The organism is Rhodococcus sp. MPR-R1B (genome assembly GCF_058793255.1).
This window is the reverse complement of sequence record NZ_JBXAFO010000008.1, coordinates 121,252-134,678: the sequence shown is the minus strand read 5'-3', so window position 1 is coordinate 134,678 and position 13,427 is coordinate 121,252. Positions and strand designations below refer to the sequence as shown.

The following is a 13,427-nucleotide window of genomic DNA, read 5'->3' as shown; positions in this document are numbered from 1 at the left end:
CTAGACGCTCTTCTTGCGTCCCAGCGCCAACATGCCCTCCACCAGCATCAGCTGCGCTCCCGCGTACGACGCCAGGATCACTCCCTCGGCAGCAGCGCGGCCGGCAGTCCCGCGGATGAACAGACGACGCACCACGATCAGTCCGTCCGATGCGGTGAAGAGCACTCCGCCCAATCCGAGCCAGGAGCGTCGATCCTTGTTCGGGACGACCACGTCGAGCACGGCGTTGGACTGCGGTGCCAGAGCGGGGTCTGCCGACAACGTCGAGGTGGTTCCCAACATCAATCCATATCCGGTGAGCGGCGTCGACACGCTCGGGGCCTTGGCACGGAGCAGTCCGGACGCCGTCGACCAACCGCTGATGCGGGGCCGCAGGGCAGCGCGGGTCGGCCGAGCGCCGCGGCGCAGCAGGAGCGCCGAGTAACTGGCCTGCATCACCGCGAACGAGGACGCGCCCTTGATCAGACGAGCATCGTTGTCCGGGTCGATCATGAACACGTCGCCGACAGTTGCAGCGGCGAGACCGGCCAGAAGCAGTGCGGTATCGGCAGTTTCCGTCTCCGAGCGCTTGCGCAGCACTCGGGCGGCCAGAGCGGGTGCGATCAACGGCTTCGCGATCTGCTGAACCCGCTCGTTACCGACTACTGCCCCGACCACTGTCGCTGCCGTCGCCGCCGCAAAAACTGCGTGCTCGATGCCCCACTTGCCCGCCATCACAATCCTCCTGTTGGTTACACGTCCAACAGCGACCGTACTGTGTCACTCAGGCGGCATCGCCGGATTTGACGTCCGCGCCGTAGACATCGACGTATTCCTGCCCCGACTGGTCACAGAGCACTGCCATCAATTCGTCCGTCGCCGCACGCACGACGGCCTGGTAGCCACGAAGTTCGCGGTACCGAGAGAAGTCGATCGGCTCCCCTACCGTGATCCGGACCTTGCTGAAGCGCCACATCCGCGTACCCGGCGGGTTGACTGCGTCGCCGCCGTGTACGACGACGGGAATGACCGGCGCCCCGGTTTCCAAGGCAACTCGAATCGCTCCGGTCTTTCCCTTGTACAGGCAACCGTCGGGTGATCGTGTTCCCTCGGGGTAGATCCCCCAGACACCACCCTTGTCGAGAATCCCGATGGCCGTGTCCAACGCCGCACGGGAGGCGTCGGCGCCGCTACGGTCGATCGGCACCTGACCGGCCCCACCGAAGAACCAGCGCTGCATCGCGCCCTTCACACCGGTCCCGGTGAAATATTCACTCTTCGCGACGAAGGTGATGCGTCGGCGCACCATGAGAACCAGGAAGAACGAGTCGACGACTGCCCGATGGTTGCCGGCGAGAATCACCGGCCCTTTCTTGGGGATGTGGTGCTGACCCTCGATCGTCGGCCGCCCGAACAGCCAGAGGACCGGGCCGATCAGGACGTATTTGAACAGCCAATAGAGCACAGGGCATCACCTTTTCCGTCTAGTAGACAGTGTCTACGACGAGAATAGTAGACACTGTCTTCCATGACTGTCAGCAGCCTTCGCGAAACACTCGTCGCCACCGGCGTCGAGATTCTCGATGCCGACGGCGCCACAGACCTGACGCTACGGGAGATAGCGCGTCGGGCGGGCGTGTCGCACGGCGCCCCGCGGAGATACTTTCCGACCCACAACAGCCTGCTAGCCGCGATTGCCTCACACGGCCTGCGCGATCTCGCCGACAGACTCGATCCCGTCCTCGCCGGCAAACAACCCGCTCGTAGCCGATTGATCTCGGCAGCAATCGAATACGTGTCATTCGCCCAGGAGCGACCGGCGATGTTCGAGTTGATGTTTCGCCACGACCTCCTCGAGGGCGCAGGCAGCAACCTCCGAGAGTCTTCTCTCCCACTCTTCGCCGCCCTGCAATCCCTGACCGAAGAGGCCGACGCCTCCGATCCCACCACATCTGCGTTGAACATCTGGACCGGAACCCACGGCATCGCAGTGCTGGCGGCAAATCGAAGCCTCACACTCGTCGCACCCGACCTCGATGTGCCGTCGCTGGTAGCCACCGCCGTGACGGACCACCTTCCACGGACTCGTTGATTTACATAGTTAACCTATGCAATAATATTCTTCGTGACAGACGAAGAACAGCAACTGCACGAACTACTCGTCGACCTCGTGAGCAATACGCACCGCTTCGCGAAGCTGGCAGGCTCCTTCGCGTCCGATCAGTACCCACGCGCCTGGCTGCGCGCACTCTCGCTACTCGAGGAATACGGCGAAATGCGGATCAGCGACTTCGCTCGACTCGACAGAAGCTCGCAGCCCTCTGCCACTGCACTACTGCGCAAACTCGGCGAGAACGGTTACGTCGAACGCCGCGCCGACCCCGAGGACGCCCGGGCAGTTCGAGTGGCCATGACGGACAAGGGACGAAAGATCTTGAACGACGGTCGAAACGAGATCGCCGACGCTCTAGTCCCCCACTTCGTCGAACTCGGGCCCGAGCAGATCAAGAAACTGGCCGACGGATTGGCCGAATTGCGGTCCATCATCAAGACTTCCGATCCCAGCTGAAATACCCACCACTGAAAAAGGAGGTGGCCGTGAGCAACACGACCGCGACATCAACGCACCAGAACGAGGCTCCGCCGAGCCTCCTGAAACAACCGAAAGCGGTGTGGGCGGTAGCCTTTGCCAGCGTCATCGCCTTCATGGGCATCGGATTGGTCGATCCGATCCTCAAACCGATCGGCGAACAACTCGACGCCACACCGTCGCAGGTTTCGCTGCTGTTCACCAGCTACATGCTCGTCACCGGCGTGGCCATGCTCATCACCGGTGTGGTGTCCAGCCGCATCGGCGCCAAGAAAACACTTCTTGCAGGCCTTGCCATCATCATCGTGTTCGCTTCTCTGGCAGGCGCTTCCAGCACCATCGGCCAGATCGTCGGATTCCGTGCGGGCTGGGGACTCGGCAATGCACTGTTCATCGCAACGGCGCTCGCGGCAATCGTCGGCGCGGCCAGCGGCGGCGTGGCACGGGCGATCATCCTGTACGAGGCTGCATTGGGCATCGGTATCGCAGTCGGACCGCTGGTCGGCGGAGTTCTCGGTGACATCAGCTGGCGCGCACCGTTCTTCGGCGTCGCAGCCCTGATGGCGGTCGCCTTCATTCTCATCGTGGTGATGCTTCCGAGCGCACCCAAGCCCGAACACCACACGTCCATCGCTGCGCCCTTCCAGGCGTTGCGGCACCGCGGGCTACTCACCGTTGCCATCACCGCGCTGCTCTACAACTACGGATTCTTCACGCTGCTCGCGTACACGCCGTTCCCCCTCGACATGGGGGCGTACCCGATCGGATTCATCTTCTTCGGTTGGGGCCTGATGCTGGCGATCTCGTCGGTTTTCCTCGCCCCTCGCCTGCAACGACGCTTCGGCACCCTGCCGATGATGATGCTGGCACTGACCCTGTTCGCACTCGACCTGGGCATGATGGCGCTCTTCACCGAGAACAAGATCGTCTTGATCGTCGGTGTCGTCCTCGCCGGTTTGTTCCTCGGCGTGAACAACACACTCATCACCGAAACCGTCATGATCTCAGCTCCCGTGGAGCGGTCGACCGCCTCGGCTGCTTACAGCTTCGTTCGATTCGTCGGCGGCGCCGCTGCTCCGTGGGTAGCCGGCAAGCTCGGCGAATCCAACGTCCACATGCCGTTCTGGGTCGGCGCGGTGCTCACCCTCGCCGCCGTATTCGTCCTGTCGAGCGGACGTAAGGTTCTCGCTCACGTCGACGACCACGATCCCGCGCCGCACAGCGTCGACGAAGCACTCGCCGTCACCGTAGGCGACTGACCCCTGTGAGTGGTTGAGGAGCGCAGGGACTCCTTAACCACTCACGGGGCGTCAGCTCAGGTTCAGATCTTCCAGGCCCAGCAGCGAGCGGTACTCGACGCCCTCGGCACCGATCACCGCATCCGCACCCGTCGCGCGATCGACGACCGTAGCGACTCCGACCACGGTGGCCCCTGCCTCGCGCAGGGCCTTCACTGCTGTCAACGGCGAATTGCCCGTCGTGGTCGTGTCCTCGACAACCAGGACACGCTTGCCGACGATGTCCGGGCCCTCGATCTGGCGCTGCATCCCGTGGGCCTTCGCGGCCTTGCGGACGACAAACGCATCGATCGGTCGGCCGGGAGCGTGCATCACTGCCATAGCGACCGGATCGGCGCCCATCGTCAAACCGCCGACGGCGTCGAAATCCCAGTCCGCGACCAGTTCACGCAGCAGCGAGCCGATCAGCGGCGCTGCCTTGTGGTGAAGTGTCGCGCGGCGAAGGTCGACGTAGTAATCGGCTTCCTTGCCCGAGGACAACGTCACCTTTCCGTGTACAACAGCCAATTCGCGCACCAGCGCAGCCAAATCCTCACGATCGCTCATGAGTGCTCAGCCTACCGACCACTGCCTTGTGTTCGGCTTCTGCCTCTGGGCTACGTCCGGCTTCCGCCTCTGGGCTACGTCCGCCCGCGGCCACGTCCGACGATGTTGGTCAGCCGGCGAACCAGCCCCTTGGGAACGAGACGCCCGGCCGTCGTGAGGACCTTGTACTGGAATCCCGGAATACTGATGACCTTGTCGTCACCGAGATCCTTCATCGACGCCGCAACCACCTGGTCGACGCTCAGCCACATCGGCTTGGGGATCGTGGACATCTCGATGCCCGCGCGCTCGTGGAACTCGGTGCGAATGAAGCCCGGGCACAGCGCCTGCACGCGCACTCCCGTCCCGGCCAACCCGCCGGACAGCCCTTCGGTGAACGAGATGACATAGGCCTTGCTTGCCGAATACGTCGAACCCCGCCCGGACAGCAGGCCCGCGACGCTCGCCACGTTGACAATCGTTCCGTGCGCCGACGCGATCATGCTGGGCAGCGCCGCACGGGTCAGCCGCATCACGGCGGTGACGTTGACGTCGAGTTGAGACTGAAGGAGCGCCGGATCGGCGGTCCAGAACTCGCCGGAGGTACCGAATCCGGCGTTGTTCACCAACACCTCGACGCCCTTCTCCAAACGAAGCGCGACCGTGTCGCGTCCGGCCTCCGATGCGAGATCGGCAACCAGAATCTCCGACTCGGTGCCGAACATCGTCTTCAACTCGGACGCGAGGTCGTGCAATCTGACCTCGTCACGTGCGACGAGAACCAGGTCGTATCCGAGGGAGGCGTATTTCTTGGCGAAACCGGCGCCGAGACCAGAGGTGGGTCCGGTCACCAGGGCAACGGGACGCACAGGGCGATCCGAGTGGGAAGTCGACATACCGGCCACGCTAGTGGTTATCGCGCCTGGACGGGAACCTTAAAGGTCAGTCGACCGGGCGAATTGTGCCCGAGCGCTGCGACGCCGGGCGCTGAGCCGGCTTGTCAGCCGCCTCGGGCTTGCGCAGCGATTGATCCGGACGTGGCGCAGATTCCCGCGGTGCGGGCTCACGCGGTGCGGACTCACGCGGGGCAAATTCACGCGGCGGAGCGTCACGGGGCGGCTGCTCTTGACGCGAACGGGGCTGTTCTACCGGATCCGGAGTTGGGCGAGACTTCTCGGCGCCCGGCCGCGGGCGGCTCGGATCGTGATCGACCTCGAGTTCGTTGGGATCGGTGACGGGAGGCAGGACATGCAGAATGCCGGACAGGCGCGCAACCGACTCGATTGCCGCGTCCCAGTCCCGGCCGTTACTGGTCACCGGAAGCGAACCGAGCGTCCACTGCCCTTCGCTCCACAGCATGCTGATCGACGGCGGAACCGATTCGGTGAACGCCACCATGCGCTGATCACAGACACGACGTGCGATCTCGAGATCGGTCGCGAAGACGACTCGTGAACCGATCGCACCCAACAGGTTCAGGTCGCCGTCCTTGGGCGGAGCCGTCGACTTCAACCGAAGATCGATGTCGACGTCCGACCCGATCTCGCGGCGAACAGCCACGATGGTTGCGGTCTCCTCCAGGTCGAACAGCACGAACTGCTCTCCGCGACGGCGGCCGCGGACGACGTCGGTAGCAGTGAGGTAGTCCTGCTTGGCCATGACCGCGCGGTGCCATTCGCCTGCCAGCTGATCGTCAGTGGCCGTGTACGTGTAACCCTGCGCCTTGGCCCAGATCTGACGCACTCGCCCGGATTGATCTCGCCTCGTCCTGTCGACGTACAGAAGCGCACCCGCGCCTGCGAGTGCAATTGCTGCCAGTCCGAACCACATTCCAGTCATCACCCTCCAGGGTAGCGACTCGCGGCCTCAACCTCCCGCGACACCCTGGTGGACTCGCCCGATGTGTCGTGAACGACTCAGTTGCCGAACTTCGGCAGCGACGTACTCAGAATCGTGTTGGCGGTCATCGTGCCGTTCTCCACAGGCGTTCCGTCCACGACGATGTTGTCTCCCGGTTGCAGATCGGCGATGGTGGCGCGGTTGAGCGCGATGAGCGTGGTGTCCGCGGTGGTCAGAATCGTCACCTGCGAACCCCCGATCGAATCGATGACCAACGTGCCGCCGTCGTTCGACTTCACGGTGCCGACGGCTCCCCCGGCGTCACCGATGACTTCGCCGAGCCCGCCTGGAAGCTGGCTGAGCGGAGAATCCGTCGTCGGAGTCGGCGCCGTGGTGCTGGCCTTCGGCGGTGTCGTGGTCGGCGCCTGCGTCGTGGTGGTCGGGGGAACGAAAGCGGTCTGGGTGCCCTTGTCGTTCGAGCCGAACGCCGAGAACGCGATGATCGCGATCACGGCGACCAGGATCCCGACCACACCGGCGGCCACCCACGTCGCGAGCTTGCGCTTCTTACCGCCGCCCGACGATCCATCGTCGATGAACGGCTGTTCCGGCGGAACTCCGCCGCCACCACCGGCAACCGGATACTGCTGTGTATTTCCGTACTGCTGCGTGTTCCCGTACTGCTGAGCGGTGTACGGCGGATAGGCCTGCGTCGCACCAGGCGGCGGCGCCTGCGGATCGAACTGCGGGTTGTAGGCAGGGAACGCCTGAGTGGGATTCGGCTGCTGCCCCTGCTGACCCTGCTGCCCCAAGTACTCCGTGTTCTGATCCGGTCCGCCGTAGGGATACTGCTGTGCCCCCGGATACTGCTGTGCCCCCGGCGGCTGACCGAAATACTCCGTCGGCTGGTTCGGATTCTGGCCGGACACCGTCCCGTACTGCTCCGTCGGCTGGTCGGGCGTACGCCCCCACACCTCGGTCGCCTCGGGATCCTCACGGCGCGGCCCACCCGAGTTACGCGGATCGTTCTGATCGGTCATGCCTGGCTCACCTTCGGTTGGGACGAAAGAGCGTCGGAGTCGTTCGGAGAGGCGCGGGTGCACTCGTCCCCGGTTCGAGCATCCAGCCATCCAGGGTAGAACAAAATGCGAATGCCCCGCCGATCCAAGTGGATCGACGGGGCATTCCGCTTACCGAATCAGGAGAGAACCAACTGATCCGCGTCCTCGCTGACACCGACGTGCACGGTGTCGCCGTCCTGGACCTTGCCGGCCAGGAGCAGCTTGGCGAGCTGGTCGCCGATCGACTGCTGAACGAGTCGACGCAATGGCCGAGCGCCGTACAGCGGGTCGTAGCCGCGCACTGCGAGCCACATCCGAGCCGCACCGTTCACCTCGAGGGTGAGACGACGCGCAGCCAGACGCTTCTGCAACTGCTCGAGCTGGATGTCCACGATGTGCTCCAACTGCTCCTCGGAGAGCGAGTCGAAGATGACCACGTCGTCGAGACGGTTGATGAACTCCGGCTTGAACGCGTGGCGTACCGCATCCATGACCTGCTCCCGCGTGCCACCGGATCCCAGGTTGGAGGTCAGGATCAAGATGGTGTTGCGGAAGTCCACCGTGCGGCCTTGACCGTCGGTCAGTCGGCCTTCGTCGAGTACTGCGAGCAAGACGTCGAACACGTCGGGGTGTGCCTTCTCGACCTCGTCGAAGAGGACCACCGAGTACGGGCGTCGTCGAACTGCTTCGGTGAGCTGGCCACCGGCTTCGTAGCCGACGTATCCCGGAGGAGCACCGACGAGTCGGGCCACCGAGTGCTTCTCACCGTATTCGCTCATGTCGATACGGATCATCGCGCGCTCGTCGTCGAAGAGGAAGTCCGCCAAGGCTTTGGCGAGCTCCGTCTTACCGACGCCGGTCGGGCCGAGGAACAGGAAGGAACCGGTGGGCCGATTGGGGTCGGCGACACCTGCTCGGGCGCGGCGAACCGCATCCGAGACGGCGACGACGGCGTCGGTCTGGCCGACGACACGCTTGCCGAGTTCGGACTCCATGCGGAGCAGTTTCTCGGTCTCGCCTTCCATCATCCGGCCGGCCGGAATGCCGGTCCAGGCTGCGACCACGTCTGCGACGTCGTCCGGCCCGACCTCTTCCTTGAGCATCACGTCACCGTCGGAGGCGGCTCCGGAAGCGACTGCTGCCTCTTCCAGTTCCTTCTCCAGCGCCGGGATGCGGCCGTAGCGCAACTCGGCTGCCTTGCCCAGATCGCCGTCACGCTCAGCGCGTTCGGACTCTCCTCGCAGGGTTTCGAGCTGTTCCTTCAGCACGCGCACCGAGTCGATGGCCTGCTTTTCGTTCTGCCAGCGGGTGCTGAGCTGATTGAGCTTTTCGCGATCGTCTGCGAGTTCCTGACGCAGCTTCTCGAGCCGAGCCTTGGACGCGTCGTCTGTCTCCTTCTCGAGTGCCACTTCTTCGATTTCGAGTCGGCGAACAGTGCGTTCCACCTCGTCGATCTCGACGGGTCGCGAGTCGATCTCCATACGAAGTCGCGATGCGGCTTCGTCCACGAGGTCGATGGCCTTGTCCGGCAGGAACCGCGAGGTGATGTACCGGTCCGACAGCGCGGCAGCAGCCACCAACGCGGAGTCGGTGATGCGTACGCCGTGGTGCACCTCGTAGCGCTCCTTGAGACCGCGCAGGATGCCGATGGTGTCCTCGACCGAGGGCTCACCGACGAGCACCTGCTGGAAACGACGCTCGAGTGCTGCATCCTTCTCGATGTACTTGCGGTACTCCTCGAGCGTGGTGGCACCGACCAGCCGCAGCTCACCGCGGGCGAGCATCGGCTTGATCATGTTGCCTGCGTCCATCGCGGATTCACCGGTGGCTCCGGCGCCGACGATGGTGTGCAACTCGTCGATGAAGGTGATGACCTGTCCGGCGCTGTTCTTGATGTCGTCGAGAACTGCCTTGAGGCGTTCCTCGAATTCACCGCGGAACTTGGCACCGGCGACCATGGACCCGAGGTCCAGGGACACGACGGTCTTGCCTCGAAGCGATTCCGGGACGTCACCCGCGACGATGCGTTGGGCAAGGCCCTCCACGATCGCGGTCTTGCCGACGCCGGGCTCACCGATGAGTACCGGGTTGTTCTTGGTACGACGCGAGAGCACCTGCACGACACGGCGAATCTCGGTGTCGCGACCGATCACCGGGTCGAGCTTGCCGCTACGTGCAGCTTCAGTGAGGTCGGTGGAGTACTTTTCCAGCGCTTGGTAGGTGCCTTCGGGCTCCGGGCTGGTGACGCGAGCGCTGCCGCGGACGGTGGTGAAGGCTTCACGCAATGTGTCCTGGGTAGCGCCATGACGTACGAGCAACTGTGCGACGTCGGAGTCGCCGCCGGCCAGTCCGTAGAGGACGTGCTCGGTGGAGACGTATTCGTCGTCCATCTCGGTGGCGAGGTGCTGAGCAGCAGTGAGTGCCGCGAGTGCCTCACGCCCGAGTTGCGGGGTGGAGCTTGCGCCGGTTGTCTTGGGCAGGCGATCGACGATTGCCTGTGCTTCACGGTGTACGACCGTGGGGTCGACGCCTACAGCTTTGAGTAGTGGGGCAGCGATGCCGTCGGTCTGGTCGAGCAATGCGACCAGCAGATGGGCAGGCCGGATATCGGGATTACCCGCCGACGACGCCGACTGCAGTGCAGCCGTCATCGCAGCCTGGGTCTTGGTTGTTGGTGTGAACGAGTCCACTTGTCACCTTTCTGGCGAAGTCGAACGGGAAGAGCCGCGACCGGTTGGTATTGCGACTGTGTCAATATGCTCAACGCGGACAAACTTGAGTCTATTCCGCTCAAGTTTGTTTTCGCCAGGCCGAGTTGGTTTCGTAGGTCACATTTTCAGCCGTACTAGAATTGTGGCGAGAGTTGCAGCTGGTGCGAAAGGGGGATGGATTGGATCCGACAGTGATCGCCCGTCTGCAATCCAGCCTCGATTCTCTGACCGACGACGAAGAGAGCCGTGCGCACTTCTCGGCAGTGTTCTACACCGGCCTCTTTGCGGAACATCCTCTGTACCGCTCATTGTTCCCGGCCGGGATGGAATCGCAGGGGCACCGTTTCTTCAGAGCGATCGAGTTCGTCGTCAAGAACCTTCCCCAGCATCGTCGGATCCGGAAGTTCCTCACCCAACTCGGCCGCGATCATCGCCGCTACGGTGTCGAGCGTGAGCACTACGAGGCTGCCGGTGTTGCACTCGAGCGCGCAGTTCGGTCGATGTACGGAACCAGCGCGCACAGTCGCTACAAGTGGACGCCGGAACTGGAGGACGCCTGGTCTCAGTTCACCGACCTCGTCGTGAGCACGATGGCCGACGGCGCCGAATCCGATACGACCCCGGCGCTCTGGGGCGCAACCGTGGTCAGCCACGAACGAGTCCTCGACGATCTGGCGATAGTGCGCCTCGAAGCCGACCCACCCATTCCGTACGGGGCGGGACAGTACGTCGGCGTTCAGATTCCGCAGCGTCCGAAAATGTGGCGGTACTACTCACCGGCGATTCCGACCAACCCTTTCGGTCAGCTCGAGTTCCACATCCGCAAGGTGTCGGGAGGATGGGTCAGCCCCGCGATCGTCAGCGAGACCAACGTCGGTGACCGCTGGGTCATGTCCACTCCCCTCGGCGGTCTCGAGGTCGATTTCACCAGCGACCGTGACGTTCTCATGATCGGATCCGGCACCGGCATCGCCCCACTGCGGGCACAGGTGATGGAAATGTCCCAACGCGCGCACAACCCGCGCGTGCACCTGTTCGTCGGCGGCCGGTATCCGTGCGACCTCTACGACCTCGAAACGCTCTGGCACATCTCACTCAGTAATCCGTGGTTGACCGTCGTGCCGGTTTCCGAAGAACCCGAAAACCCTTGGTGGCACAACGGACCGGTGCTGGAGCCACCCTTCGGAATGCACAGCCGACTGATCGGACCGATCGGAAAAGTGGTCTCGCAGTTCGGCTCGTGGGCCGACCGTCAGGTGCAGATCTCGGGGTCACCGTCGATGATCAAGACCACCGTCTACGCCTTGCGGGCCGGCGGAACTCCACTCGACCAGATCCGGCACGACCCGCTCTACTGACTACAGGAGAACTTTCATGGCCCAGCGAACCTGGTCGAGCACAGTCGTCGAACATCACCGTCTCCGTGAGGATCTGGCGGTTGTCCGCTTGGTCGGCGATGTCGTCCCCTTCCGCCCCGGCCAGTACGTCGATGTCAGCGTCCCGCAGAATTCGCGGTTGCTCCGCCGACTCTCCCCCGCCCTGCCTCCCTCACACGACGGGAAGTTGGAGTTTCACGTCAAGACGGTTCCCGGCGGTTGGGTCAGCGGTTCGATAGTCAAGGACACCCAGCCCGGTGACGTCTGGCAGATCCTCGACCCGCGCGGCAACCTGTCCGTCAACGAGAACGGCCCCACCGTCATCATGGTCGCGGGCGGAACCGGCTTGGCCCCACTCCGGTCGATCATTCTCGATCTGGCTCAGACCCCGAACCCGCCGCAGGTGTACCTCTTCTTCGGTGGCCGAACGCTTCGCGATCTTTACGCAGCGGACATGTTGTGGCTGCTCGCCGATCAGTTTCCGTGGTTGCAGCCCATTCCCGTCGTCGAAGATCTCTCCGACGGCGGCCCGCCCGACGGGTGGTTCGACCGTTTGAACGTCGACATCGGATTCGGCGACGATCATCTCATCGAAGGCACGCTCGCCGACGTCGTCGCGTCGTACGGTGCGTTCACCGAACATCAGGTCTTGGTGTGCGGATCAGCGGCCATGGTTCGATCGACGCGTGATCGATTGATCGAGGCCGGAACGCCGGCCGAGGTCATTCAGTTCGATCCGTACTGACGGTCAGTACGTCGGATCATTGCGAACGGTGTCGACGTCGATGCCCACCGCGCGAAGCCTGAATTTGGTGCTGTTGACCATGGATTCGCTGCCGACGACCTGGATGTCGTAGCCCGCCCAGTCCCCGAACGAGGTCACGACCTTACCGACCTTGCCGACGATGCGCCTGGCCATGCCGATCGGCGGCAGCGGCTCCGGCTCGGTGTGCCACCACGGATTCTCGTCTTCTTCCGAGACCGGGATGATCGTGAGCCACGGGTGCTTCTCGGCCAGCTTCCACAGATGAGGAAGGTCGTAGAGATCGCACGGATGCTGTCCGGAGTAGAACAGTTGGACCTTGCGAGTGTTGCCGCGTCGGATCAGTTCGAGGATCTGAGCGCGAAGAGGCGCGACACCTGTTCCCGACGCGATCATCAAAAGGTCCTTGGAGTTCTCCGGAATCCCCAGGGCGCCGATGGGCGAACCGACCACCCAGGTGTCACCGACAGCGGTTTGGTTCACCATGACCGGGCTGACCCACCCGCCGGTGACCTGACGAACGTGGAACTCGAGGACTCCAGTCCCGTCGTACGGCGTGGCCGGTGAGAGGTAGCGCCACATCCGCGGCCTCGCGGCGACCTGCACGCTGACGTACTGACCGGCGCGGTATTGCATAGTCTGGTCGAGTTGCAGCTTGACGACGGCGACGCCCTTGATGACCGGGCGGCATTCGATGACGGTGGCACTCCAGGCGGGCGGGCCGTCCTCCGCGTTGGCGGCGTCCATCATCGCTGCCGAGATGATCGCGAGCGCGTTGCGCCATGCGCTGTCGACCTCGTCTGTCCACATTTCGGCGCCACCGAAAGTCTCGAGTGCTTCGATCAGGGCATTGCCGACTGCCGTGTAATGCTCGTCGGTGACGCCGTACTTGCGGTGATCGCGGCCGAGCTGCGCGAGGTACTCGAGTATCGCGTCGGACTCGTCGAGGCGTTCGACGACGTGAGCGATAGCGCCGACAAGCCGGTCCCGCTGCACATCCATCGCTGCCGGAAAGAACTCCCGGGTTTCGGGCGATCGAGCGAACAGGATCGAATAGAAGGTACGGGCGAGCCGTTCCGGACCATCTTCTACCGCAGCGACGGATTTGAAGCTCGACCGGACCAGAGAGATTGCTTGCGAATCCACGCTCATCCTCGTCCCGACTAGACGCGGCAAGACCCGCCGCGGAATTTCGTCTGCAGCTTATGTCACAAATGTCTGACTCGTAAATCATTCTGGACAAGTGTCACAATGCGACCCCATTTCGCGGTGTGACCGTCCCTTT

General features: G+C 63.6%; 13 protein-coding genes. 5 read left to right on the top strand and 8 right to left on the bottom strand.

Going from position 1 to position 13,427, the window contains the following annotated elements:
- Window positions 1-714: a lysoplasmalogenase gene (locus tag AC1Q61_RS13725; protein ID WP_003944391.1), complete on the bottom strand. Its 714-nt coding sequence runs from the start codon at window positions 712-714 to the stop codon at window positions 1-3.
- 49 nt (window positions 715-763) lie between these two features.
- Window positions 764-1,444 (bottom strand): lysophospholipid acyltransferase family protein, encoded by a 681-nt coding sequence (locus AC1Q61_RS13720; RefSeq protein WP_003944312.1) that lies wholly within the window; start codon window positions 1,442-1,444, stop codon window positions 764-766.
- A 63-nt stretch (window positions 1,445-1,507) separates the two neighbouring features.
- Between AC1Q61_RS13720 and AC1Q61_RS13715 the strand changes: the two genes are divergently transcribed.
- From AC1Q61_RS13715 to AC1Q61_RS13705, 3 genes are read left to right on the top strand one after another with little or no spacing between them, the layout of a single operon-like run.
- The gene (locus AC1Q61_RS13715; protein ID WP_042924180.1) at window positions 1,508-2,071 is read left to right on the top strand and encodes a TetR/AcrR family transcriptional regulator; all 564 of its coding nucleotides are present in this window, start codon (window positions 1,508-1,510) and stop codon (window positions 2,069-2,071) included.
- Between the two features lie 33 nt (window positions 2,072-2,104).
- Entirely contained in the window at window positions 2,105-2,548 is a 444-nt protein-coding gene (locus AC1Q61_RS13710) for a MarR family winged helix-turn-helix transcriptional regulator (protein WP_003944339.1), read from the top strand.
- A 23-nt stretch (window positions 2,549-2,571) separates the two neighbouring features.
- Window positions 2,572-3,828 carry an MFS transporter gene (locus AC1Q61_RS13705; RefSeq protein ID WP_003944384.1) on the top strand — a complete coding sequence of 419 codons (1,257 nt, stop codon included), beginning with the start codon at window positions 2,572-2,574 and terminating at the stop codon, window positions 3,826-3,828.
- A gap of 51 nt (window positions 3,829-3,879) precedes the next feature.
- Here the strand turns inward: AC1Q61_RS13705 and pyrE are convergent, their stop codons facing one another.
- From pyrE to clpB, 5 genes are all read right to left on the bottom strand, one after another.
- A complete protein-coding gene (gene pyrE, locus AC1Q61_RS13700; protein ID WP_003944385.1) occupies window positions 3,880-4,413 on the bottom strand; it encodes an orotate phosphoribosyltransferase in 534 nt (177 codons plus the stop codon).
- Window positions 4,414-4,487: 74 nt separating this feature from the next.
- Window positions 4,488-5,288: an SDR family NAD(P)-dependent oxidoreductase gene (locus AC1Q61_RS13695; protein WP_037131478.1), complete on the bottom strand. Its 801-nt coding sequence runs from the start codon at window positions 5,286-5,288 to the stop codon at window positions 4,488-4,490.
- A 46-nt stretch (window positions 5,289-5,334) separates the two neighbouring features.
- Window positions 5,335-6,222 (bottom strand): TtfA family protein, encoded by an 888-nt coding sequence (locus AC1Q61_RS13690; RefSeq protein ID WP_003944407.1) that lies wholly within the window; start codon window positions 6,220-6,222, stop codon window positions 5,335-5,337.
- 86 nt (window positions 6,223-6,308) lie between these two features.
- Entirely contained in the window at window positions 6,309-7,271 is a 963-nt protein-coding gene (locus AC1Q61_RS13685) for a hypothetical protein (RefSeq protein WP_042924176.1), read from the bottom strand.
- 158 nt (window positions 7,272-7,429) lie between these two features.
- On the bottom strand, window positions 7,430-9,982 hold the full coding sequence (gene clpB, locus AC1Q61_RS13680; RefSeq protein ID WP_492651146.1) for an ATP-dependent chaperone ClpB: 2,553 nt from the start codon (window positions 9,980-9,982) through the stop codon (window positions 7,430-7,432).
- A gap of 182 nt (window positions 9,983-10,164) precedes the next feature.
- On the opposite strand from clpB, the gene AC1Q61_RS13675 reads away from it, so the two are divergent.
- Window positions 10,165-11,361, top strand: coding sequence for an FAD-binding oxidoreductase (locus AC1Q61_RS13675; RefSeq protein ID WP_046379818.1), 1,197 nt, complete (start codon window positions 10,165-10,167; stop codon window positions 11,359-11,361).
- Window positions 11,362-11,377: 16 nt separating this feature from the next.
- Complete coding sequence (locus tag AC1Q61_RS13670; protein WP_492651145.1) at window positions 11,378-12,124, top strand: FAD-binding oxidoreductase; 747 nt, start codon at window positions 11,378-11,380, stop codon at window positions 12,122-12,124.
- A 3-nt stretch (window positions 12,125-12,127) separates the two neighbouring features.
- Here the strand turns inward: AC1Q61_RS13670 and AC1Q61_RS13665 are convergent, their stop codons facing one another.
- Entirely contained in the window at window positions 12,128-13,288 is a 1,161-nt protein-coding gene (locus tag AC1Q61_RS13665; protein ID WP_047888744.1) for a globin domain-containing protein, read from the bottom strand.
- Window positions 13,289-13,427 lie beyond the last annotated feature (139 nt).

Bases quoted from the DNA above. Each gene is read 5' to 3' on its own strand.
- AC1Q61_RS13715 (WP_042924180.1), top strand. From the start codon at position 1,508: ATGACTGTCAGCAGCCTTCGCGAAACACTCGTCGCCACCGGCGTCGAG.
- pyrE (WP_003944385.1), bottom strand. From the start codon at position 4,413: ATGAGCGATCGTGAGGATTTGGCTGCGCTGGTGCGCGAATTGGCTGTT.
- AC1Q61_RS13685 (WP_042924176.1), bottom strand. From the start codon at position 7,271: ATGACCGATCAGAACGATCCGCGTAACTCGGGTGGGCCGCGCCGTGAG.
- AC1Q61_RS13725 (WP_003944391.1), bottom strand. From the start codon at position 714: ATGGCGGGCAAGTGGGGCATCGAGCACGCAGTTTTTGCGGCGGCGACG.
- AC1Q61_RS13670 (WP_492651145.1), top strand. From the start codon at position 11,378: ATGGCCCAGCGAACCTGGTCGAGCACAGTCGTCGAACATCACCGTCTC.
- AC1Q61_RS13690 (WP_003944407.1), bottom strand. From the start codon at position 6,222: ATGTGGTTCGGACTGGCAGCAATTGCACTCGCAGGCGCGGGTGCGCTT.
- AC1Q61_RS13695 (WP_037131478.1), bottom strand. From the start codon at position 5,288: ATGTCGACTTCCCACTCGGATCGCCCTGTGCGTCCCGTTGCCCTGGTG.